23 protein-coding genes are annotated in these 19,467 nt (G+C 58.9%); 11 read left to right on the forward strand and 12 right to left on the reverse strand.

Annotated elements, in window-relative coordinates; all coding sequences use genetic code 11:
* Window positions 1-64: 64 nt before the first annotated feature.
* From AB7M22_RS18245 to AB7M22_RS18260, 4 genes are all read left to right on the forward strand, one after another.
* A complete protein-coding gene (locus AB7M22_RS18245) occupies window positions 65-1,021 on the forward strand; it encodes a LysR family transcriptional regulator (RefSeq protein WP_123723193.1) in 957 nt (318 codons plus the stop codon).
* A gap of 69 nt (window positions 1,022-1,090) precedes the next feature.
* Window positions 1,091-1,552 carry a MarR family winged helix-turn-helix transcriptional regulator gene (locus AB7M22_RS18250; protein WP_007899914.1) on the forward strand — a complete coding sequence of 154 codons (462 nt, stop codon included), beginning with the start codon at window positions 1,091-1,093 and terminating at the stop codon, window positions 1,550-1,552.
* Window positions 1,553-1,870: 318 nt separating this feature from the next.
* The gene (locus tag AB7M22_RS18255; protein ID WP_008009416.1) at window positions 1,871-2,290 is read left to right on the forward strand and encodes an organic hydroperoxide resistance protein; all 420 of its coding nucleotides are present in this window, start codon (window positions 1,871-1,873) and stop codon (window positions 2,288-2,290) included.
* A gap of 32 nt (window positions 2,291-2,322) precedes the next feature.
* Window positions 2,323-3,339 carry an alpha/beta hydrolase fold domain-containing protein gene (locus tag AB7M22_RS18260; RefSeq protein WP_454187341.1) on the forward strand — a complete coding sequence of 339 codons (1,017 nt, stop codon included), beginning with the start codon at window positions 2,323-2,325 and terminating at the stop codon, window positions 3,337-3,339.
* A 160-nt stretch (window positions 3,340-3,499) separates the two neighbouring features.
* On the opposite strand, the gene AB7M22_RS18265 is transcribed toward AB7M22_RS18260, so the two are convergent.
* Together AB7M22_RS18265 and earP are read right to left on the reverse strand one after the other, a co-directional pair.
* Window positions 3,500-4,069: an elongation factor P gene (locus AB7M22_RS18265; RefSeq protein ID WP_007899917.1), complete on the reverse strand. Its 570-nt coding sequence runs from the start codon at window positions 4,067-4,069 to the stop codon at window positions 3,500-3,502.
* Window positions 4,070-4,117: 48 nt separating this feature from the next.
* Window positions 4,118-5,275, reverse strand: coding sequence for an elongation factor P maturation arginine rhamnosyltransferase EarP (gene earP, locus AB7M22_RS18270; RefSeq protein ID WP_454187342.1), 1,158 nt, complete (start codon window positions 5,273-5,275; stop codon window positions 4,118-4,120).
* Between the two features lie 124 nt (window positions 5,276-5,399).
* Here earP and AB7M22_RS18275 point away from each other — a divergent pair, with 124 nt between their 5' ends.
* Entirely contained in the window at window positions 5,400-5,798 is a 399-nt protein-coding gene (locus tag AB7M22_RS18275) for a hypothetical protein (RefSeq protein ID WP_008009422.1), read from the forward strand.
* A gap of 14 nt (window positions 5,799-5,812) precedes the next feature.
* On the forward strand, window positions 5,813-6,295 hold the full coding sequence (locus tag AB7M22_RS18280) for a GreA/GreB family elongation factor (protein ID WP_454187343.1): 483 nt from the start codon (window positions 5,813-5,815) through the stop codon (window positions 6,293-6,295).
* Between the two features lie 9 nt (window positions 6,296-6,304).
* Here the strand turns inward: AB7M22_RS18280 and cysB are convergent, their stop codons facing one another.
* The 5 genes from cysB to AB7M22_RS18305 form a co-directional block, all read right to left on the reverse strand.
* On the reverse strand, window positions 6,305-7,279 hold the full coding sequence (gene cysB / locus AB7M22_RS18285; RefSeq protein ID WP_007899921.1) for an HTH-type transcriptional regulator CysB: 975 nt from the start codon (window positions 7,277-7,279) through the stop codon (window positions 6,305-6,307).
* Between the two features lie 113 nt (window positions 7,280-7,392).
* Entirely contained in the window at window positions 7,393-7,896 is a 504-nt protein-coding gene (locus AB7M22_RS18290) for a universal stress protein (protein ID WP_008009427.1), read from the reverse strand.
* 96 nt (window positions 7,897-7,992) lie between these two features.
* The gene (locus AB7M22_RS18295) at window positions 7,993-8,898 is read right to left on the reverse strand and encodes a 5'-nucleotidase (RefSeq protein ID WP_454187344.1); all 906 of its coding nucleotides are present in this window, start codon (window positions 8,896-8,898) and stop codon (window positions 7,993-7,995) included.
* A 25-nt stretch (window positions 8,899-8,923) separates the two neighbouring features.
* Window positions 8,924-9,880, reverse strand: coding sequence for a putative 2-dehydropantoate 2-reductase (locus AB7M22_RS18300; RefSeq protein WP_454187345.1), 957 nt, complete (start codon window positions 9,878-9,880; stop codon window positions 8,924-8,926).
* Window positions 9,877-10,263 carry a thioredoxin gene (locus AB7M22_RS18305; RefSeq protein WP_454187346.1) on the reverse strand — a complete coding sequence of 129 codons (387 nt, stop codon included), beginning with the start codon at window positions 10,261-10,263 and terminating at the stop codon, window positions 9,877-9,879. The genes AB7M22_RS18300 and AB7M22_RS18305 overlap by 4 nt, the downstream gene beginning before the upstream one ends.
* Here AB7M22_RS18305 and AB7M22_RS18310 point away from each other — a divergent pair.
* The gene (locus AB7M22_RS18310) at window positions 10,262-10,705 is read left to right on the forward strand and encodes a PilZ domain-containing protein (protein ID WP_081499846.1); all 444 of its coding nucleotides are present in this window, start codon (window positions 10,262-10,264) and stop codon (window positions 10,703-10,705) included. The two genes, AB7M22_RS18305 and AB7M22_RS18310, sit on opposite strands and share 2 nt — an antisense overlap.
* A gap of 186 nt (window positions 10,706-10,891) precedes the next feature.
* Window positions 10,892-11,968 (forward strand): 3-deoxy-7-phosphoheptulonate synthase, encoded by a 1,077-nt coding sequence (locus tag AB7M22_RS18315; RefSeq protein ID WP_008009435.1) that lies wholly within the window; start codon window positions 10,892-10,894, stop codon window positions 11,966-11,968.
* Window positions 11,969-12,033: 65 nt separating this feature from the next.
* Here AB7M22_RS18315 and AB7M22_RS18320 read toward each other — a convergent pair whose 3' ends face one another.
* Window positions 12,034-12,315 (reverse strand): GNAT family N-acetyltransferase, encoded by a 282-nt coding sequence (locus AB7M22_RS18320; RefSeq protein WP_007899932.1) that lies wholly within the window; start codon window positions 12,313-12,315, stop codon window positions 12,034-12,036.
* Window positions 12,316-12,946: 631 nt separating this feature from the next.
* Here AB7M22_RS18320 and oprI point away from each other — a divergent pair.
* On the forward strand, window positions 12,947-13,198 hold the full coding sequence (gene oprI / locus AB7M22_RS18325; RefSeq protein WP_003172710.1) for an outer membrane lipoprotei OprI: 252 nt from the start codon (window positions 12,947-12,949) through the stop codon (window positions 13,196-13,198).
* A 124-nt stretch (window positions 13,199-13,322) separates the two neighbouring features.
* Here oprI and AB7M22_RS18330 read toward each other — a convergent pair whose 3' ends face one another.
* From AB7M22_RS18330 to AB7M22_RS18340, 3 genes are all read right to left on the reverse strand, one after another.
* Entirely contained in the window at window positions 13,323-14,294 is a 972-nt protein-coding gene (locus AB7M22_RS18330) for a L,D-transpeptidase family protein (RefSeq protein ID WP_454187347.1), read from the reverse strand.
* Between the two features lie 390 nt (window positions 14,295-14,684).
* Window positions 14,685-14,978, reverse strand: a complete 294-nt coding sequence (locus AB7M22_RS18335; RefSeq protein WP_007899882.1) for a hypothetical protein — start codon at window positions 14,976-14,978, stop codon at window positions 14,685-14,687.
* A gap of 56 nt (window positions 14,979-15,034) precedes the next feature.
* Window positions 15,035-15,640, reverse strand: coding sequence for an arylesterase (locus AB7M22_RS18340; RefSeq protein ID WP_454187348.1), 606 nt, complete (start codon window positions 15,638-15,640; stop codon window positions 15,035-15,037).
* Window positions 15,641-15,650: 10 nt separating this feature from the next.
* Here AB7M22_RS18340 and AB7M22_RS18345 point away from each other — a divergent pair, with 10 nt between their 5' ends.
* Window positions 15,651-16,334 (forward strand): ABC transporter ATP-binding protein, encoded by a 684-nt coding sequence (locus tag AB7M22_RS18345; protein WP_007899869.1) that lies wholly within the window; start codon window positions 15,651-15,653, stop codon window positions 16,332-16,334.
* Complete coding sequence (locus AB7M22_RS18350; RefSeq protein WP_454187349.1) at window positions 16,334-18,838, forward strand: ABC transporter permease; 2,505 nt, start codon at window positions 16,334-16,336, stop codon at window positions 18,836-18,838. The genes AB7M22_RS18345 and AB7M22_RS18350 overlap by 1 nt, the downstream gene beginning before the upstream one ends.
* 90 nt (window positions 18,839-18,928) lie before the next feature.
* Here the strand turns inward: AB7M22_RS18350 and greB are convergent, their stop codons facing one another.
* A complete protein-coding gene (gene greB / locus AB7M22_RS18355; protein WP_095055834.1) occupies window positions 18,929-19,402 on the reverse strand; it encodes a transcription elongation factor GreB in 474 nt (157 codons plus the stop codon).
* Window positions 19,403-19,467 lie beyond the last annotated feature (65 nt).

The following is a 19,467-nucleotide window of genomic DNA, read 5'->3' on the forward strand; positions in this document are numbered from 1 at the left end:
CTGGCGGGGAAACGCACAGCAACGCACAATGGCTGTGCCAATTTCGCACAAGCGCCGACGAACCATGAACCCCAATCAATTGACCGAACAACTTGGCCTGTTTCTCGATGTGCTGGAAAGCGGCAGTTTTTCCGCCGCGTCCCGCCGTCATCCATTGACGCCTTCGGCAGTGGCACGACGCATCGATAGCCTTGAAAGCGCCGTCGGCAGCCAGTTGTTCATTCGTAGCACCCATGCCGTGCGCGCTACCCCGGCCGGTCTGGCTTTTGCTGAGCGTGCGCGGCGGATCGTCGCTGAACTGCGCCTGGCCCGGGCGGAAGCGGTGTCTCTTAGCAGTGCACCGGAAGGCTTGATTCGGGTGGATGCGCCGGCAGCGTTCGGAAGACGACACCTGGCGCCGGTGATTGCCGACTTCCTGACGCTTTACCCTGGCCTCGACGTGCAATTGCACCTGATCGACAGCTTTGTCGACATGCAGGGCTCGAATCTGGGCAAGGTCGATCTGGTATTACGTGCCGGGCAGATGGCCGATACCCGACTGGTGGCGACGCCGCTGGCGAGCATGGTGCGCATCGCCTGCGCCAGCCCCGATTACCTGCAACGGCGTGGTGTGCCAACCGATCCGGCGCAGTTGGTCGATCATGATGGCCTCGACTGGGAAGGCCTGGCTCCACCCTTCGCCTGGCGCTTCGAGCGGGATGGACAGATGCACTTGCACCGGCCAGCGCGAATCCGCATGAGTGCCAACAATGCCGAGGCACTGGTCTGCGGCGCACTGGCCGGGTTGGGCATCGCGCATTTACCGACCTGGCTGGCCAGCGAATATTTGTTACGCGGCGAACTGCTGCCGCTGTTTTGCGAAAACGGTCTGCCAAAACCGGAAAGCACCGGCATTTATGCGTTGCGCCTGGAGCAGCAACCCAGTTCGCGCAGCCGCTTGTTGCTGGAATACCTGAAAACCCGTTTCAGCCCTATCCCGCCGTGGGATCTGGCGCTGCAAACCAACCTGGACCGCCACTAGTCCAGAATTATCTGGCGCATTAAAGATTCGCCCGCTAGATTTATGACGATCACTGATCAAGGCTTTGAAATGAACACCGAGCGCAACAACCCGGATAACTGCGACGACCTGCTGCTGGACAATCAGGTCTGCTTCGCCCTGCATTCCACTTCGCTGCTGATGACCAAGGTCTACAAGCCGCTGCTGCAAGCGCTGGGCCTGACGTATCCGCAGTACCTGGCGATGATGGTGTTGTGGGAAAAGGATGGGTTGACGGTCGGCGAAATCAGCACCCGCCTGCTGACCGATCCCGGCTCCCTCACCCCGCTGCTCAAGCGCCTGGAAGCCGAAGGCCTGCTGAGCCGCACCCGCAGCCGTGAAGACGAGCGAGTAGTGATTGTCGAACTGACCGAGCAAGGCCGTGCACTGCGAGACAAGGCGCGGGGCATTCCCCAGTGCATCCTCGGCGCCAGCGGACAAACGCTGGAACAGTTGAAAAAGCTGCAAGCGGATCTTCAAGCGCTGCGTAGCCATCTGCAAGACAGCCTTTAGACCGCGTTATCGTTCTTCGCGGGCAAGCCTCGCTCCTACGGGTTTTCGGTCGATAAAGCGACACAAAACCTGTAGGAGCGAGGCTTGCCCGCGAAGGCGCCCTCCCCGTCGCAAAAAATTTTACTTCGCAAAAATCCCGCACAAAAGCCTCTATCTCAAGCTTCTCCTCCACAATCAAATTGCTGGGCTACGACTCAAAACAATTTTCTTCGAAAATTTATCTTGCGCGCTAAATATTAGCGAGCTACATTCACTTCGCACTTACTTAGCGCGCAAATATTTAGCGCAGAACATCCAAACCCGAACGAGGCTCACACCATGCAAACTCTCTACACCGCAATCGCAACCTCCACCGGCGGCCGTGACGGTCGTGCGATCTCCAGCGACAACGTCCTCGACGTCAAACTCGCTACCCCGAAAGAACTCGGTGGTGCTGGCGGTGCGGCAACCAACCCTGAACAACTGTTCGCAGCTGGCTACTCCGCCTGCTTCATCGGCGCGCTGAAATTCGTCGCCAGCCAGACCAAACGCAAAATCCCGGACGACGCATCGATCACCGCCCATGTCGGCATCGGCCAGATCCCTGGCGGTTTCGGTCTGGACATCGACCTGCACATCAGCCTGCCGGGCCTTGAACAAGCCGATGCACAAAGCCTGGTCGAAGCTGCACACCAAGTCTGCCCGTACTCCAACGCCACTCGTGGCAACGTCGATGTGCGCCTGCACGTTACCGTCTAACCGCTGACTCCAAGGCCTGACAGGAAATGAATATGAACACTTTCAGCAAAGTCTTGACCGGTACTCTTCTCGCCCTGTCCATCAACAGTGCATTCGCAGGCAACGGGGTTGAACACAACACCCAGGCGTTCCTCGATGTACTGAATGCCGGCACCGGCAAACCGATGGAACAGCTCACGCCTGCCGATGCCCGCGCGGTGTTGGTGGGTGCGCAGGCCGGGGTGAAACTGACGCTGCCAAAAGCCGATGTCAGCGAGAAGACCATCCAGGTCGAAGGCCAACCGATCAGCCTGACCATCGTTCGGCCGGCCGGGGCCAAAGGCGAGCTGCCGGTGTTCATGTTCTTCCACGGTGGTGGTTGGGTGCTGGGGGACTTCCCGACCCACGAACGGCTGGTTCGAGACTTGGTAACGGGTTCGGGCGCGGCGGCGGTGTTCGTCAATTACACCCCGTCGCCGGAAGCGCATTACCCGGTGGCCATCAACCAGGCCTACGCCGCAACGAAGTGGGTGGCCGAACACGGTAAAGAGATCAACGTTGACGGCAAACGTCTGGCCGTGGCCGGCAACAGTGTCGGTGGCAACATGGCAGCCGTGGTTGCGCTGATGGCCAAGGATAAAGGCACGCCGGCGATCAGGTTCCAGGTGTTGTTGTGGCCGGTGACTGATGCCAGCTTCGAGACGGCGTCCTATAACCAGTTCGCCGAGGGGCACTTCCTCACCAAAAACATGATGAAGTGGTTCTGGGACAACTACACCACCGACGCCAAGCAACGGAACGAGATCTACGCGTCACCGCTGCGGGCGACCACTGCGCAACTCAAGGGCTTGCCACCCGCGCTGGTGCAGACAGCCGGCGCCGATGTATTGCGCGATGAGGGTGAAGCCTACGCCCGCAAACTCGATGAGGCTGGTGTGCCGGTCACGGCAGTGCGCTACAACGGCATGATCCATGACTACGGTTTGCTCAATGTGGTGAGCCAGGTGCCCGCGGTGCGTTCGGCGATGTTGCAGGCGTCTGAAGAGCTCAAGCAGCATTTGAAGAAATAACATACCCCTTGTAGGAGCGAGGCTTGCCCGCGAAGGCGTAGTGTCAGTCGGCATCAATGTCGAATGATTAATCGCCTTCGCGGGCAAGCCTCGCTCCTACAAGGGCACGCACAAAAAAGCCCGACTCAATGGTCGGGCTTTTTCATTCCTGAGGCTGTGCTTATTTGGCACGGCCTTTGTAGGAACCGCCTTCGCGGGTATCGATCTCGATCATGTCGCCGATTTCGATGAAGTCAGCAACCGACAGTTCGGTACCGTTCTTCAGTTTGGCAGGCTTCATCACCTTGCCGGAAGTGTCACCGCGAGCGGAACCTTCGGTGTAGTCAACCTGACGCACGATAGTGGTCGGCAGTTCTACGGAAACCAGACGCTCTTCGAAGAAGATCGCTTCGCAAACATCGGTCATGCCTTCTTCAACGAAAGGCAGAACGGCTTCGATGTCTTCAGCGTTCAGCTCGTACATGGTGTAGTCGGTGGTGTCCATGAACGTGTAGGAGTCGCCGCTGATGAAGGACAGGGTCGCTTCTTTACGGTCGAGGATTACGTCGTCCAGTTTGTCGTCGGCGCTGTAAACGATCTCGGTCTTGTAACCGGTCAGCAGGTTCTTCAGCTTGGTCTTCATGATCGCGCTGTTACGACCCGACTTGGTGAATTCAGCTTTCTGAACCAGCCAAGGATCGTTTTCGAGACGGATCACCATCCCGGGTTTCAGTTCTTTACCAGTTTTCATTGCGAATATCCGAATTTGGATGGGATTTACAAAAATCTAGGCCGCGTATCATATCCAATTTAGGTAAAACTGTACCAGCGCTGCGGCAAGATCTGCCTGCAAGGCTTGTTCCAGACACCATGTCTCGGCATGTTTTTCCAGTTCAGGCCAGTGTTTGCGGGTTGATTTCCAGTGATCGGTCATTGTCTCACCTGCATTCCATGCCCGCCATAGACCGCTGATCGCCTCGCGGGCAGGCTCGGACAGGCCTTGGGTGTACAGGGTCAGGAAAGCGTCGAGCTTGTCCAGATGGATATCTTCGTCCTGCCGATAGATGTGCCAGAGCAACGGCCGACCTGCCCATTGAGCGCGGACAAAGGAGTCTTCGCCGCGCACGGCGTTGAAATCGCAGCTCCATAGCAGCAGGTCATATTGATCCTGTCGGACGAACGGCAGCACTTGCACGGTCAAGGCGTCGCGCACATGCACCGCACCGGCCTTCAGCCCATCCACCCCGAGCCAGCGTTCGACGTCGCCGAGAATCCGCCCTTCGGGCACCAGCAAATGCGTCGGCGTCGAGTCGGCCGCCATCGTGTCGAGCCAACTGGCCAGCCCGGTATTTTCGTAGGCAAACAGCGAGATCAGTTGGGCATTCGGCACGCGATCAATTCCCAGGCCTTGCAGGAATTCTTGCTGAGCTTGCGGGCTTTGCTGAAACTGCCGACGCCGCTCCAGCAATCCGCTTTCACGCAGCAAGCCGCCAGTGCCCTTGCGAAAGCCCGGGAAGAAAAAGAACTTCTGCACGTTCTTGTACTTTACCGATGGCAAGCCGTGGCAGCCGACGACCCAGTCTTCGGCGCTCAGATAATCGAGGTTCATCCACAGCGGCGGTTTTTCCCGTTCGGCCATGGCCTCCATATAGGCACTCGGCAACTGGCAGGCGAATGCGGCGATGACGACATCAGCGGCTTCAGTGAGTTGCCAGTCGGCCGACCACTGTCGCACCTCGACGCCCTGCTGCCACTGCTGCGCAGCGTTGATATCGATCTGCGGACACAAACGCTCGAAGGCTCGCAGGTCGTCGACCCACAAGCGCACTGTCGCGCCATGTTCGGCCACCAGTTGTCGGGCCAGGCGCCAGGTCACACCGATGTCGCCGAAGTTGTCGACCACGGTGCAAAAAATATCCCAGCGCCAGCGGTTTTTCACTTGAGGCATTTCAGGCATTCCAGGCTCCCGTTGGCAAAGGCGCCGATTGTCCGCATAAATTAGCCCGCGCAGAAGAGCCGACGGCGATTAATCTTCGTGCGACAATCGCCACTTGCCCGCGACCACCCGCCAGGAGGCAGTAATGCCCTACCGTCCCAACCCGCGCCGTCCCTTGCCGATCCAGTTTAATGCGCTGCAACTGACCGGCAGCATTGCCCTCGGTTTGTGGCTGGGATTCATCGCGATTGCACTGACTTGCTGGCTCGCCTGGCGCCTGTTGTTCAACGAGCAATTGGCGCCCTTGGCCCAAGCGGTGGAGCAACTGGCCAAGCCACCGGTGATTGAGCAACCCGCCCCGCAAAACCCGATGCTCGATCAGTACGAGGACAACCTGCGCAGGAATGAACAGCAGCAAATGGTGGAACAGGCCAGAAGCAGCAAACACAATCTGTCCAATCCAAAATGCCAGTTCTGGCTGCAACAGAATCAAAATGCACCGAGCGAAAAAAGCCGCGCCAACGTCCTGCAGTTCTGCGATTGATCATGAAACTCTCTATGCACAAGCCGACCGTCCACCAACTGATTATCGACAAGCTGCGGATCGATCTCGACATCGCCGAACGAGCCGCGCAAACCGCTTACGAAACCGCGACCCACGAAGAAAACATAGCCGAAAACAAGTACGACACGCTGGGGCTGGAGGCGTCTTACCTGGCGGCCGGACAGGCCAGACGAGTGGAAGAAATCAGGCAGTCATTGGCCCTTTGCCAGAATCTGACATTACGGCCTTATGACGATCAGCGCGGTATCGAAGTCGGCGCCCTGCTCGGTCTGGAAGACGAAAAGGGTCGCGAACAATGCCTGTTCCTGGCCCCTGACGCGGCCGGGCTGAAGGTTGATCTGGTGGGGCAACTGATTACCGTCATCACCCCTCGCTCGCCGCTGGGCAAAAGCCTGCTGGGCAAGTTCGAAGGGGATGAAGTGGAGATTCTGGTGGCGGGCGCTCGGCAACAGTTCTCTGTTACCGAGGTGGTGTAGAAAAAACGATTAATGCACCGGCAGTTCGACGCCGTCGAACAGCTCTTCCAGTTCCTGTTTGTTGTGGCACTGAATGGCCTTGGCCATGACTTCGCGGGTCAGGTGCGGTGCGAATTTCTCGATGAAGTCGCACATGAAGCCACGCAGGAACGTGCCGCGACGGAAACCGATTTTGGTAATGCTGGATTCGAACAACTCGCTGGCATCGAGCACCACCAGGTCGCTATCGAGCTTGGTGTCGACCGCCATTTTAGCCACGATGCCCACGCCCAGGCCCAGACGAACGTAAGTCTTGATCACGTCGGCGTCGGCGGCGGTGAATACCACTTTCGGTGTCAGGCCGCGATGACTGAAGGCTTCGTCGAGTTTCGAACGGCCGGTGAAACCGAACACGTAGGTCACGATCGGGTATTCGGCCAGGGCTTCGAGAGTCAGCTTCGACAACTTGGTCAGCGGGTGGCCCTGAGGCACGACCACGCAGCGGTTCCAGCGGTAGCACGGCATCATCACCAGGTCGCCGAACAACTCCAGCGCTTCGGTGGCGATAGCGAAATCGACGGTGCCGTCAGCGGCCATCTCGGCGATCTGCATCGGCGAGCCCTGGTGCATGTGCAGGGCAACGTCCGGGTATTGCTTGATGAAATTGCTGATCACCGGTGGCAACGCATAACGCGCCTGGGTGTGCGTGGTGGCGATCGACAGGGTGCCTTTTTTCTCGTTGGAGAATTCCTGGGCGATCTGCTTGATGCTTTCAACTTTGCGCAGGATCTCACCAGCGGTGGTGATGATACGCTCGCCGGCCGGGGTCACCCGGGTCAGGTGCTTACCACTGCGGGCGAAAACCTCGACCCCCAATTCGTCTTCCAGCAGACGGATCTGTTTGCTGATGCCCGGTTGCGAGGTGTAGAGGCTTTGGGCTGTAGCTGAAACGTTGAGGTCGTGGTGCGCCACTTCCCAGATGTAGCGCAATTGTTGAAGCTTCATATGAATCCCTCAAAGCAGGTAGACGCCACGGGCATCAGCGACGGTATATAACTATATTAATGGTTTGATTAATAAATCTAGAACTTTTTTATCAAAACGCCATTATTCGTATCCTAGCGATCCCCTTTGCGGCGACGTTCCGTCAGCGGCACCAGATAGACCGGCACCCTGGACAGTTGCAACACGCGCGCAGCGGTTCGGCCCAATGGCGTTTCCGCGCCAGCGCCATGACTGTGACTCCCTACGATCAGCAAATCGACGGAGAGTTTCTGCGCCTGGTCGAGAATCACCTGCGACGGATCGCCCTGCAGCACCCGCACTGCCCGAATCCGTTCCAGGTCCTGCTCCCCCTCATCCCCCAGCTCTTCGCGAAAGCTGTCGAGCACCCGCTGCTCGATATTGGCAATCACCGTATTCAGACCCTGACTGTGAAACTCGTTCAAGGCCTGCTCATCGAGGTAACTCTGTAGCACCGATTCGGCGAACAACCCCATCGGCTCAACCGCGTGCACCACATACAAGTCGGCATTGAATGTTCGAGCCAGTGCCAACGCATGCTGCATCACAAAAGGTGCATACAGACCGAGGTCGGTGGCATACAGCATCGAATGAATCATTGGGACCTCCTGAATGCCAACATGGCGGAGATTGATTCAGCTTAGCAGTGCCGTGGCGAGAGCGGCGTTCGGCGCCATGCATTGAACCGCAGCGCTTTAAATCGATGGTTCGTTACTGATGCCATGCGGCACGTGACCGGTGGCGACCACTTCACGGGCCAGCTCGCAGTGGCCGGCCTGATCGTCGAAAAACACGTCGGCGGCAAAGGCTTCGAGAAACGGTGCCTTGTTCAGGCCGCCGAGGAACAGCGATTCGTCCAGACGGATGTCCCATTCGCGCAAGGTGCGTATCACCCGCTCATGGGCCGGTGCAGAGCGCGCCGTCACCAGCGCGGTCCGGATCGGACAGGCATCATCGGGGAACTCGCGCTGCAAAAGGTTGAGCGCTGCGAGGAAGCCTTTGAACGGTCCGCCACGAAGGGGTTCGCGGGCTGACTCGCGTTCGCTGGCCTGAAACGCCGCCAGGCCTCCCGACTGATAGACTCGCTCCGACTCATCGGAAAACAGCACCGCGTCACCGTCGAAAGCAATGCGCAATTCATCGCTGGCGGCGCGACTGGCACCGCCCGATAGAATAGTCGCTGCGGCGAAACCGGCATCCAGCGCACTGCGCACATCGTCGGAATGGGTCGAAAGAAACAGGTCGCAGCCAAAGGCCTTGAGGTACGGATAAGGACTTCGCCCGCCGGAAAACGCTGCGCGGGAGATTGCCAGGCCAGAATCGTTGATCGAGTTGAAAACCCGCAGGCCGGTGTCGGCGCTGTTGCGCGACACCAGGATCACCTCGACCCGGGCACGGCCGAGACTGGCATTCAGGTTCAGGAGTTTTTCCACCAACGGGAACGCATCGCCGGGCTCGAGAATTTCGTCTTCGTGTTCGATCTGGTATTGCCGATAGGCCTCGACGCCGCTCGACAGATAAACCTTGTGACTCTCACTCAAGTCGAACAGTGCTCGCGAAGAAATCGCCAACACCAGTTTGTCGTCTATGCCATTGGCCATGCCCTTCCCTCTCCTTTTGACCGACTCAGTGATTACGTCGATCGATAAAACTCAAGCTGCGATACAAGGCTTCTATTCGCGGCAACTCACATCCCGCCGCCTTCGCCGCTGCCAGTGGTCGAGTGTAGATCGCGTCCAGTTCCAGCGGCCGCTTGTGCAGGAAGTCGTGGTACATGCTCGGCCAATAGTCGGGCATTTTTTCAGTCACCATGAACAGATGGTCGGCATATCCGGCCGGCATTTCGTGACCACAGGCCGTTGCCCCCTGAACCACTTCGGTCATCAGCGCCTTGATCAGCTCCCGGCAGTCGGTATCGGCCATCAACGGCGTGGTGCTTGCCCCGAGCAGAACCGACAGACCGTTGTAAGGGATATTCCAGACCAGTTTTTGCCAACGCGCCTGATGCAGGTTCGGCATGGCCTGGGAATCGATTCCGGCGGCGCGGAACAGTCCGGCGCCTTCCTCGACAATCGCCATCCGCGCCTGCTCATCGACTGCCGGGCCGCTGTGGTAGCCGACATTCACCGCGCCGAGTGCCTGATGGGTGATGACGCCAGGTCCCTTGCGATGGACGCAGATAAAACAGAGCCCACCCAGCAAGTGCAGCGAATCGGGGAGCAAGTCGCGCAGGCTGTCTTCGACGTCCAGGCCATTTTGCAACAACAGCACTTTGGCATTCGGAGCGGCAGCTTGAATGATTGTCGGCGCCAAGTCCGCGTTACTGGTGGTTTTCGTGCCCACCAGCAACCAGTCGCAGGGCGGCATATCTTCGGCCGTCGAATAGGCCTGAACCGGTTTCAACGTCAACGTGCCGTGCACCGCACTGTCGAGTTGCAGCCCGCGTTCGGCCACCGCTGAAAATTCACTGCGCAACAGAAAATGCACATCGAAGCCGGCACGCGCCAGCATCAACCCGTAGAAACCGCCGATCGCGCCGGTTCCGACAATACCGATTGTCGGCTTGGCAACTGCCCCCATCATGGTAATTCCTCTGCTATTCGACTCAACGCCAGCCCCACGGCTGCATTGAGCTCGGTGCTGGTCAGGCGCGATTTTAGTGCCCCAAAGAACTCACCGTCGCGCACCACAAACAGCGCTGGCAAATGAAATACCTGATAACGCTCCACCGCACCGCCGTTGTTCCCGGCATCGATCCAGCACAGTTGATCGATCGCCAGATCCAGCGTGGGCAATTGCTCACGGGCAAAGCGGCAAGAGGCGCAACCAATGCTGGTAAAAATCACCAGTGAAATGCCGCTCATCGCCAACAGCCGTTGGTCGGCATCGAAATCGGTCAGTTCCAGTTCGACCACTATACTGGGAGGAACAATGTCAAATGGCCGACACAGGGAGTCCGTGTTCATGGGACGTTATCTTCCTCATCCTGACGATGTACCCGTTGAATTAACGTTGCTCAGACATGAATGTATTTCGCGGCAACAGCTGCACACTATCAGCCTCGGCGGCATGGCTTGCAATTATCACCGCGCGTGGCGCCACGGTACGGCGCTGGAAGTGCGCATGCCGACCGTGAACCCGGACTTGCGTTATCTGGGCTATGTGGCCTGGTGCCTGCGACGAAAGCACGGCTATCTGGTGGGTATTGCTTTCGTTGACGAGCACACGCTGTTCAGTGCGCGGATGGGCGAGCAAGTGTGCCAGATCGAACGCTATTGCCGCATGCATGAGACTCACAGCGACTTGCATGACAACCAGGCACTGGCCCTCGAATGGGTCCAGCGACATGCCGACGAATTCTCCCACGACACCGTTCGCAAGGCATTTGCACAGCCAGCGCTGGGTTAGAGGCGCGCTCAATTGGTTTCCCCGCCGCGAAACTAATTGAGAATGCCCCCCGAAACCGGCGTCTACCCATTGTCGAGCCACGGTGTAACGCGCTAAGGTTCGGGCTCCCCCGACGCGCTTAAATTTGCTGTGCTCCGCCGCGCGGGGATCGCTGGCGGCCGGCACCCGTGACCTGACGAGTAAACGATGGCTGATTTACCGATCAACGACCTTAACGTCGCCTCCAACGAGACCCTGATCACTCCCGATCAGCTCAAGCGTGATATCCCTCTGAGCGACGCTGCCCTGCGCACCGTCACCAAGGGCCGCGAAGTCATTCGCAACATTCTTGATGGCACCGACCACCGCCTGTTCGTCGTGATCGGGCCGTGCTCGATCCATGACATCAAGGCTGCCCACGAATACGCCGAGCGCCTGAAAGTGCTCGCGGCCGAAGTGTCCGATACCCTGTATCTGGTCATGCGCGTGTATTTCGAGAAGCCACGCACCACCGTCGGCTGGAAAGGCTTGATCAACGACCCGTACCTGGACGACTCGTTCAAGATTCAGGATGGTTTGCACATCGGTCGTCAGTTGCTGCTGGACCTGGCCGAGATGGGCCTGCCGACCGCGACCGAAGCCCTCGACCCGATCTCCCCGCAATACCTGCAGGACCTGATCAGCTGGTCGGCGATCGGCGCACGCACCACCGAATCCCAGACTCACCGTGAAATGGCTTCCGGCCTGTCCTCGGCTGTCGGCTTCAAGAACGGCACCGATGGCGGCCTGACCGTGGCCATCAACGCCTTGCAGTCAGTCTCCAGCCCGCACCGTTTCCTGGGCATCAACCAGGAAGGTGGCGTGTCGATCGTCACCACCAAGGGCAATGCCTACGGTCACGTGGTGTTGCGCGGCGGTAACGGCAAACCGAACTACGATTCGGTCAGCGTCGCGCTCTGCGAGCAAGCGCTGAACAAAGCGAAGATCAAGCCGAACATCATGGTCGACTGCAGCCACGCCAACTCCAACAAGGACCCGGCCCTGCAACCGCTGGTGATGGAGAACGTCGCCAACCAGATCCTCGAAGGCAACCAGTCGATCATCGGCCTGATGGTCGAAAGTCACTTGAACTGGGGCTGCCAGGCGATCCCGAAAGACCTCGCCGACCTGCAATACGGCGTGTCGATCACCGATGCCTGCATCGACTGGACCGCCACCGAAAACACCTTGCGCAGCATGCACGCCAAGCTCAAGGATGTGTTGCCTAAACGCGATCGCAGCTGATCACCGTTTCACGCAAAAAAAAACGCCAGGCTTAAACCTGGCGTTTTTTTATGCGTTCGCTTTGTTCACAGCTTGGCGGCATGCCGCGCGTGACGCTCCATGTAGCGCTCCACATAGGAACACGATGGAATGACTGTGTAGCCCATTTCCTCGGCGTATTGCAGTGCCTGCTCGGTCAACGCCGCCGCGATGCCGCGACCACGCAGTGCGTTGGGCACAAAGGTACGATAAATATCCAGGGTCTGTTTCCCCAGATCCATATAGGTCAGGTAGGCACGATAACCGTCCACAGTGGTCTCGAACTGATGACCAGCCTGGTCATGGTGGATGGACAACGCCTCGCTCATCACTACTCCTCGCGGGTCTTTAATTCTGACCCCTACCTTACCGATGTTTTTCCGGCGAAGGAACATCTACGCCACCCTGTGCCTGAATGGACACCGAGAGAGCAACACCAATCTCGCGCAACCGAGCACGTATCAAATAGTAGGCACCATTGGCAGAAATGCTCAAGGGACGCTCGTCATGCTGGCAGGCGGGTGCTGCTTGGGGTAATGCAGGGACGGCTCGACCGGGATCTTCCCGGGTCCAGGCCTGAACATTGCCGGATATTGAGACTTAAGACGAGCGCGCTTTGTTTAAGTCACCTCAACATGGATAAAGATATGAGAGCCGCTGCGCAAAATCCGAACAAAAGTGTGGACGATCCCATCTAGACAGACTTTAGCCTAGACTGAAAAACAGCTGCCGACACCGGGAACTTTTCTCCAGAAGCTCGCTCAGCTCGGGCCTCGCAGCTGGATATTTTTTATACAATGCAGTTAAAAGTTGCTCGAAAAAGAATCAACGCCTACAATTTTTTTTGCTTCTTGCTCTACGTCAGTTTACTTACTACAAGTAATGGGTAGTATGTACGCCGGCTATTTCCTCACTCTGAGGAGACAGCTACTTAATAGAAAGTCCTTGAAGGGGAACACGATGAACAACGTTCTGAAATTCTCTGCTCTGGCTCTGGCCGCAGTTCTGGCTACCGGTTGCAGCAGCGTATCGAAAGAAACCGAAGCACGTCTGACTGCTACTGAAGACGCAGCAGCTCGCTCCCAGGCTCGTGCAGACGAAGCTTACCGTAAAGCTGATGAAGCTCTGGCTGCTGCTCAAAAAGCACAACAGACTGCTGACGAAGCTAACGAGCGTGCTCTGCGCATGCTGGAAAAAGCTAGCCGCAAGTAATAGTCCTTCGGGATTGTTATCAAGCCGACCCATTTTTTGGGTCGGCTTTTTTATTGCCCGCTGTTTCTGCAGGCCATAAAAAACCCGCCGACGCGGCCTGCGTCGGCGGGTTGCTTTTAACGCGTTACTGCTGCAGGTCGATCGGTGCACTCGATACCATCGGCGCCGACGCATTCGGTACGGCGATTTCCACCGGCAGGCCATCTTCAGCGGCAACCACGTCACGCACAACATCCCAGTTCATGCGCAAGTTGTTAGTGATGTCCTCACGCTTGAGCATCGCATTGATCACTGCGGTGTGCTTGTCGACTACCGAAGGGTTGCCCTTGTCGTCCAGCGGCGTGTGCGCTTCCAGATAAACCTTGCCGCCACTGAGGCCGAACTTGTACGGGTCGTTGAGGATGCGCACCGACGTCCCTACCGGCACCATGCTGGCCATTTCCAGCACGTTGTTGTTGAACATGCGGAAGCAACCGTGGCTGGTGCGCATGCCGATACCGAACTTCTTGTTCGAACCGTGGATCAGGTAGCCCGGAGTGCCCAGTGTGAACTTGAACGGCCCCAGCGGGTTGTCCGGGCCGGCTGGCACCACATTCGGCAGCGGGTCGCCATCAGCGGCGTGCTCGGCCTTGATCGACGCTGGAGGCGTCCAGGTCGGGTTCGGCGTCTTGGCGATGATGCTGGTGTGGGCAATTGGCGAGCCCCAGCCTTCACGGCCGATACCCAGCGGGAAGGTGTACACCACGTTCCGGCCTTTCGGGAAATAGTAAAGACGGTATTCAGCCAGGTTGATGACGATGCCTTCACGGGGGCCCGGCGGCAGGATGAAGCGCGTCGGCAGGACGATTTCGGTACCTGCGCCCGGCAGCCATGGATCAACACCCGGGTTGGCCGCGACCATTTCCGAATAGCCCAGATCGTAGGTGGTGCCAAGGTCGGCGAAGGTGTCTTCGTACTTGGCCTTGATCACTTGCACCTGACCGATGATATCTTCACCGGGTGGTGGCAGGGGTAGCTCCAATGCTGCTACCGGACCCGCGACACAGAGGGCGGCAAGAGACAGGCAGCGGGTGACGGCGGGAAAGCGCGGCAACATCCGGAAAATCCTTCGCATGATCGACAAGGGTATAAAAACGGAATTGTACACCGCCTTCCGTAATTTCGGGGAGACGTAAAGACCTGTGGTTGCGGAGCTTGCCTGGGGAGGTTATGGAGGCATAGGTCTCTATCTTGATGGTGTACATATCCGTTTCTGCGATCACGGCTTCTATTGGTTTCGCTTTTACAGCGAGTCACTTTCGAAAAGCGCGAAAGTAACTCGCTGTAAAAGCGAAACCGCCAGCCGTCGCTACCGCAGAAACGGATATGTACCCGATCAAAAGAGCCCAGTCGACTATCAGGCCGCCTTCGCGGGCAAGCCTCGCTCCTACAAGAGCGGGCGATAACCGCCGACCCAACACAGAGGGAGCCCCCTCGCCACAGGGATCTAAAGCTCGAACCGCAACTCAGGCCAGATCGGCGAGGTGCCGCGTTTTTGCGATTCCAGAATGGCCCGGCACAGCGAGCACAGGCGCTGGTCCTGGAACACTGTACGGTCGACGCTCGACCAGCGCGGTTGCGCCGGCAACAGGCTGCCGCACAAGGTTCGGTCCGCCGAGCCGCCCAATTCCAGCTGACGGGTCACCAGATGTACCCGCACTTCCTGGCAGGCGAACAGATCCAGCTGTTCGTCAGGCTCGATCAGTTGGTAGGCAAAAAGGGACCAGGCAGGACGCGGCATCGGGGGCTCCAAATCGGGGGCGCCACCTTAGCCGAAACACCGCCGCTAGAAAAGCGTCAAAGCAGCGGTTTCAGTATCGGCCAGACATTTTCCAGCAACTTGTCCTGAGCCGCCGCTGCCGGGTGCAGGCCGTCGCCTTGCATCAGGTCCGGATGACCACCCACACCGTCGAGAAAAAACGGCACCAGCGGAATCTTTTTCTCGTTGGCCACCTTGGTGAATACCTCGGCAAAGGCCTGGGTGTAACGCACGCCATAATTGGGTGGCAATTGCATGCCCAGCAACAGCACCTTGGCGCCACTGACGCGGGAGCTGTCGATCATCGACGCAAGATTTTGTTGCAATTGTGTTGGCGGCATTCCGCGCAGGCCGTCATTGCCTCCCAACTCGAGGATAACCAGCGCAGGCTTATGCTCTGCAAGCAGCGCCGGCAGGCGCGCCCGGCCTCCGGCACTGGTGTCGCCGCTGATGGACGCATTGACCACTTTATCGTCGAAACCTTCGCGCTTGAGCCGTTGCTCGAGCAATGACACCCACCCCAAGCGGGTATCCAGGCCGAAACCGGCGCTGATACTATCGCCAACGATCAGGACTGTACCCGCCGCTGCGCTCTGGGCCATGCACATCAAGGCCAGGCCAGCACTCAAAAACCACACACGCATCGGATTCTCCATGGGCGCAAGCATTCTCACCGCGAAGAACCTCAGCAAAGTGGTTCCGAGCGCGGAAGGTGAACTGACTATCCTGCACGAACTCAGCCTGGAACTGAACAAGGGCGATAGCCTGGCCATCGTCGGCGCTTCCGGTTCCGGCAAATCCACCCTCCTCGGCCTGCTCGCCGGCCTCGACCTGCCGAGCAGCGGCGAAGTCACCCTCGCCGGGCAAGGCCTGAGCAATCTCGATGAAGATCAGCGCGCCCGCATTCGCGCCGAGCACGTGGGGTTTGTTTTTCAATCATTCCAGTTGCTCGACAGTCTCAACGCTTTGGAAAACGTCATGCTGCCGCTGGAACTTGATGGCCGCAAAGACGCTCGCGAACGCGCCACCGAACTGTTGCAACGGGTCGGTCTGGGCCAGCGCCTGACCCACTCACCACGCCAGCTCTCCGGCGGCGAGCAGCAGCGCGTGGCGATTGCCCGGGCGTTCGCCGCCGAGCCCGACGTGCTGTTCGCCGATGAACCCACCGGCAATCTCGACAGCCACACCGGCGAGCGCATCAGCGATCTGCTGTTCGAACTCAACCAGGAAAGCGGCACGACCCTGGTGCTGGTGACCCACGACGAACGCCTGGCACATCGCTGCCGGCGCCTGATCCGCCTTGAAGCCGGCCTGCTGGTCGCCCCTCTGGAGCCTTGATGGCACGCTTGCCGCTGTTGCGCCTGTTCAGCCTCGCCATCCGCCAACTGCTACGCGATGCCCGCGCCGGTGAGTTGCGGGTGTTGTTCTTCGCCTTGCTGGTGGCCGTGGCGGCAAGTACCGCCATTGGTTACTTTGGTGCCCGCCTGAATGGCGCCATGATGCTGCGCGCCACCGAATTTCTCGGCGCCGACCTGCTGCTCGAAGGCAGTTCGCCGGCGCGGCCGGAACAGATCAGAAGCGGCACGGAGCTGGGCCTCGAGCACGCTCAGGTGGTGGAATTTTCCAGCGTCATCGCCACCGACAACGGCATTCAGCTGTCCAGTATCAAAGCCGCCGATGACGTCTACCCGTTGCGCGGCGAACTGAAAAGCGCCCCCGCACCCTTCGCGCCGGAAGAACCCGGTGGTAGTCCGAAACCCGGCGAAGCCTGGGTCGAAGCGCGACTGCTGACCGCACTGGACTTGAAGATCGGCGACAGTATCGACGTCGGCATGAAAACCCTGACGCTGGCGCGAGTGCTGACCTACGAACCGGATCGCGCCGGCAATTTCTACAGCCTCACACCACGGGTGCTGATCAACCTCAGCGACCTTGAGGCGACCGGCGTGGTGCAACCCGGCAGCCGGGTCAGCTACCGCGAACTCTGGCGCGGTAAAGCCGAGGCGCTGGAAAGCTATCGTCAGCTGATCAAACCCGGGCTGGCGGCCAACCAACGCATCCAGGATGCTCGCGATGGCAACCGGCAGATCGGCGGCGCCCTGGGCAAGGCCGAACGTTACTTGAACATGGCCAGTCTGGTGGCGGTTCTACTGTCTGGCGTGGCGGTGGCGCTGTCGGCGACACGCTTCGCCACCCGCCGCTTCGATGCCAGTGCATTGCTGCGCTGCCTGGGCCTGTCCCGTCGGGAAACCATGGTGCTGTTCAGTCTGCAACTGACCGTACTCGGACTGCTTGCCAGCATCAGCGGCGCCCTGCTCGGCTGGCTCGCGCAGCTCGGGCTGTTTGCACTGCTGCGTGATTTACTGCCAACCGATGTTCCTCCGGGTGGCCTGCTGCCGGCCATCGCCGGGATCGGCACCGGGCTGGTCGCACTGGCCGGTTTCGCCCTGCCGCCACTGGCCGCTTTGGGTCGAGTGCCACCGCTACGAGTGTTGCGTCGCGACATGCTGCCCATCCCGTCCAGCACCTGGATGGTCTATGGTGCGGCGTTGGGTGCCCTCGGCCTGATCATGTGGCGCCTGAGCCTGGACCTGGTGCTGACCTTCGCCCTGCTCGGCGGCGGAGTGATCGCGGCGTTGGTGCTGGGCGGCTTGCTATTGCTGCTGCTCAAGAGCTTGCGCCGGATGCTGGCGCGCGCCTCACTACCATGGCGCCTCGGGTTGGGCCAACTGTTGCGCCATCCACTGGCAGCGGCGGGCCAAGCCCTGGCCTTCGGTTTGATTCTGCTGTCCATGGCATTGATCGCTTTGCTACGCGGCGAGTTGCTCGACACCTGGCAAAACCAGTTGCCGAAAAATGCCCCGAACTACTTCGCCCTGAACATTCTGCCAGCGGACAAACAGGCCTTTACCGATCGATTGATGGAGTTGTCAGCACAATCGGCGCCGCTGTACCCGGTGGTGCCGGGACGGCTGATCAGCATCAATGGCCAGCCAGTGCAGGACATCGTCAGCAAGGATTCAGCCGGTGATCGAGCCATTCAACGCGACCTGAGCCTGACCTGGGCGGCAGACCTGCCGGCCGGCAACAAACTCACCGCCGGCAATTGGTGGGATCAGCAACCCGCGGATGAGATACCCGGTGTTTCGGTGGAAGGTAAAGTCGCCGAAAGCCTCAAACTCAAGCTCGGCGATCACATGGTGTTCACCGTTGGCGGGGTCAATCGGGAGGCGAAAGTCACCAGCCTGCGGGAGATCAACTGGGACAACTTCCAGCCAAACTTTTTCATGATCTTCCAGCCCGGCACCTTGAAGGACTTGCCGGCGACCTACCTGACCAGTTTCTACCTGGCGGCCGGTCACGATCAGCAGATCGTCGACCTGTCCCGCAGCTTTCCGGCAGTGACCATTCTACAAGTCGAAGCCTTGTTGGCGCAGCTGCGCAGCATCCTCGCCCAAGTCACTCTGGCGGTGGAATACGTACTGTTGTTTGTATTGGCGGCGGGGATGGCGGTGCTGTTCTCCGGTTTGCAGGCAACGCTGGATGAACGCATTCGCCAAGGTGCATTGCTGCGAGCACTGGGTGCCGAGCGACAGTTGTTGGTCAGGGCTCGACGTATCGAGTTCGGCCTGCTCGGCGCGGTCAGCGGGTTGTTGGCGGCACTGGGTTCGGAACTGGTGAGTCTGGTGCTCTACCGTTATGCCTTCGACCTGCCTTGGCATCCGCATCCATGGCTATTGGTGTTGCCACTGATCGGTGCCGTGCTGATCGGCGGTGCCGGTGTGTTCGGCACGCGCCGCGCCTTGAACGCCAGCCCCCTGACAGTCTTGCGCGAGGGTTGATAAACTCATCAAGTATTCAATCACAATAAGCACCACGAGCCGTTATCGCCCTCCCCGTAGGGCGATCGCTCGGAAAACGCCGAGTACACCCTATTTCGGGTATCTGATCTCGTTTATCCACCACAACATTTCTCCGCTCGGGGTCTGCACAACGGCCTCATCACCGACCTCTTTCTTCAAAAGCGCACGCGCCATTGGCGAATCGATGGAGATGTAATCGTTGCGACCGTAGATTTCGTCATACCCCACAACCCGGAATTTCTTGATTTCACCTGCCTCGTTTTCGATCTCGACCCAAGCCCCGAAAAAGACCCTGCCTTCCTGCTCAGGTGAGTACGCAACCACCCGCACATCTTCGAGGCGCTTGCGAAGGTAGCGAACACGTCGGTCGATTTCCCGGAGCAGCTTCTTGTTGTATTGGTAATCCGCGTTTTCGCTGCGGTCGCCGAGCGACGCCGCCCAAGTGACCTTGCGCGTGGTGTCAGGACGCTTTTCCCGCCAAAGGTAGTCGAGCTCCTGCTTCAGAGCCTCATGACCTTCCTTTGTGATGATGTTCGTACTCAAGATGGATTTCTCACTAACGATTTATCTCCAGCAAGGCTGTATCGGCTCTTGGAGCCCCAGGCCGC

The organism is Pseudomonas sp. ADAK2 TE3594, assembly GCF_053628675.1.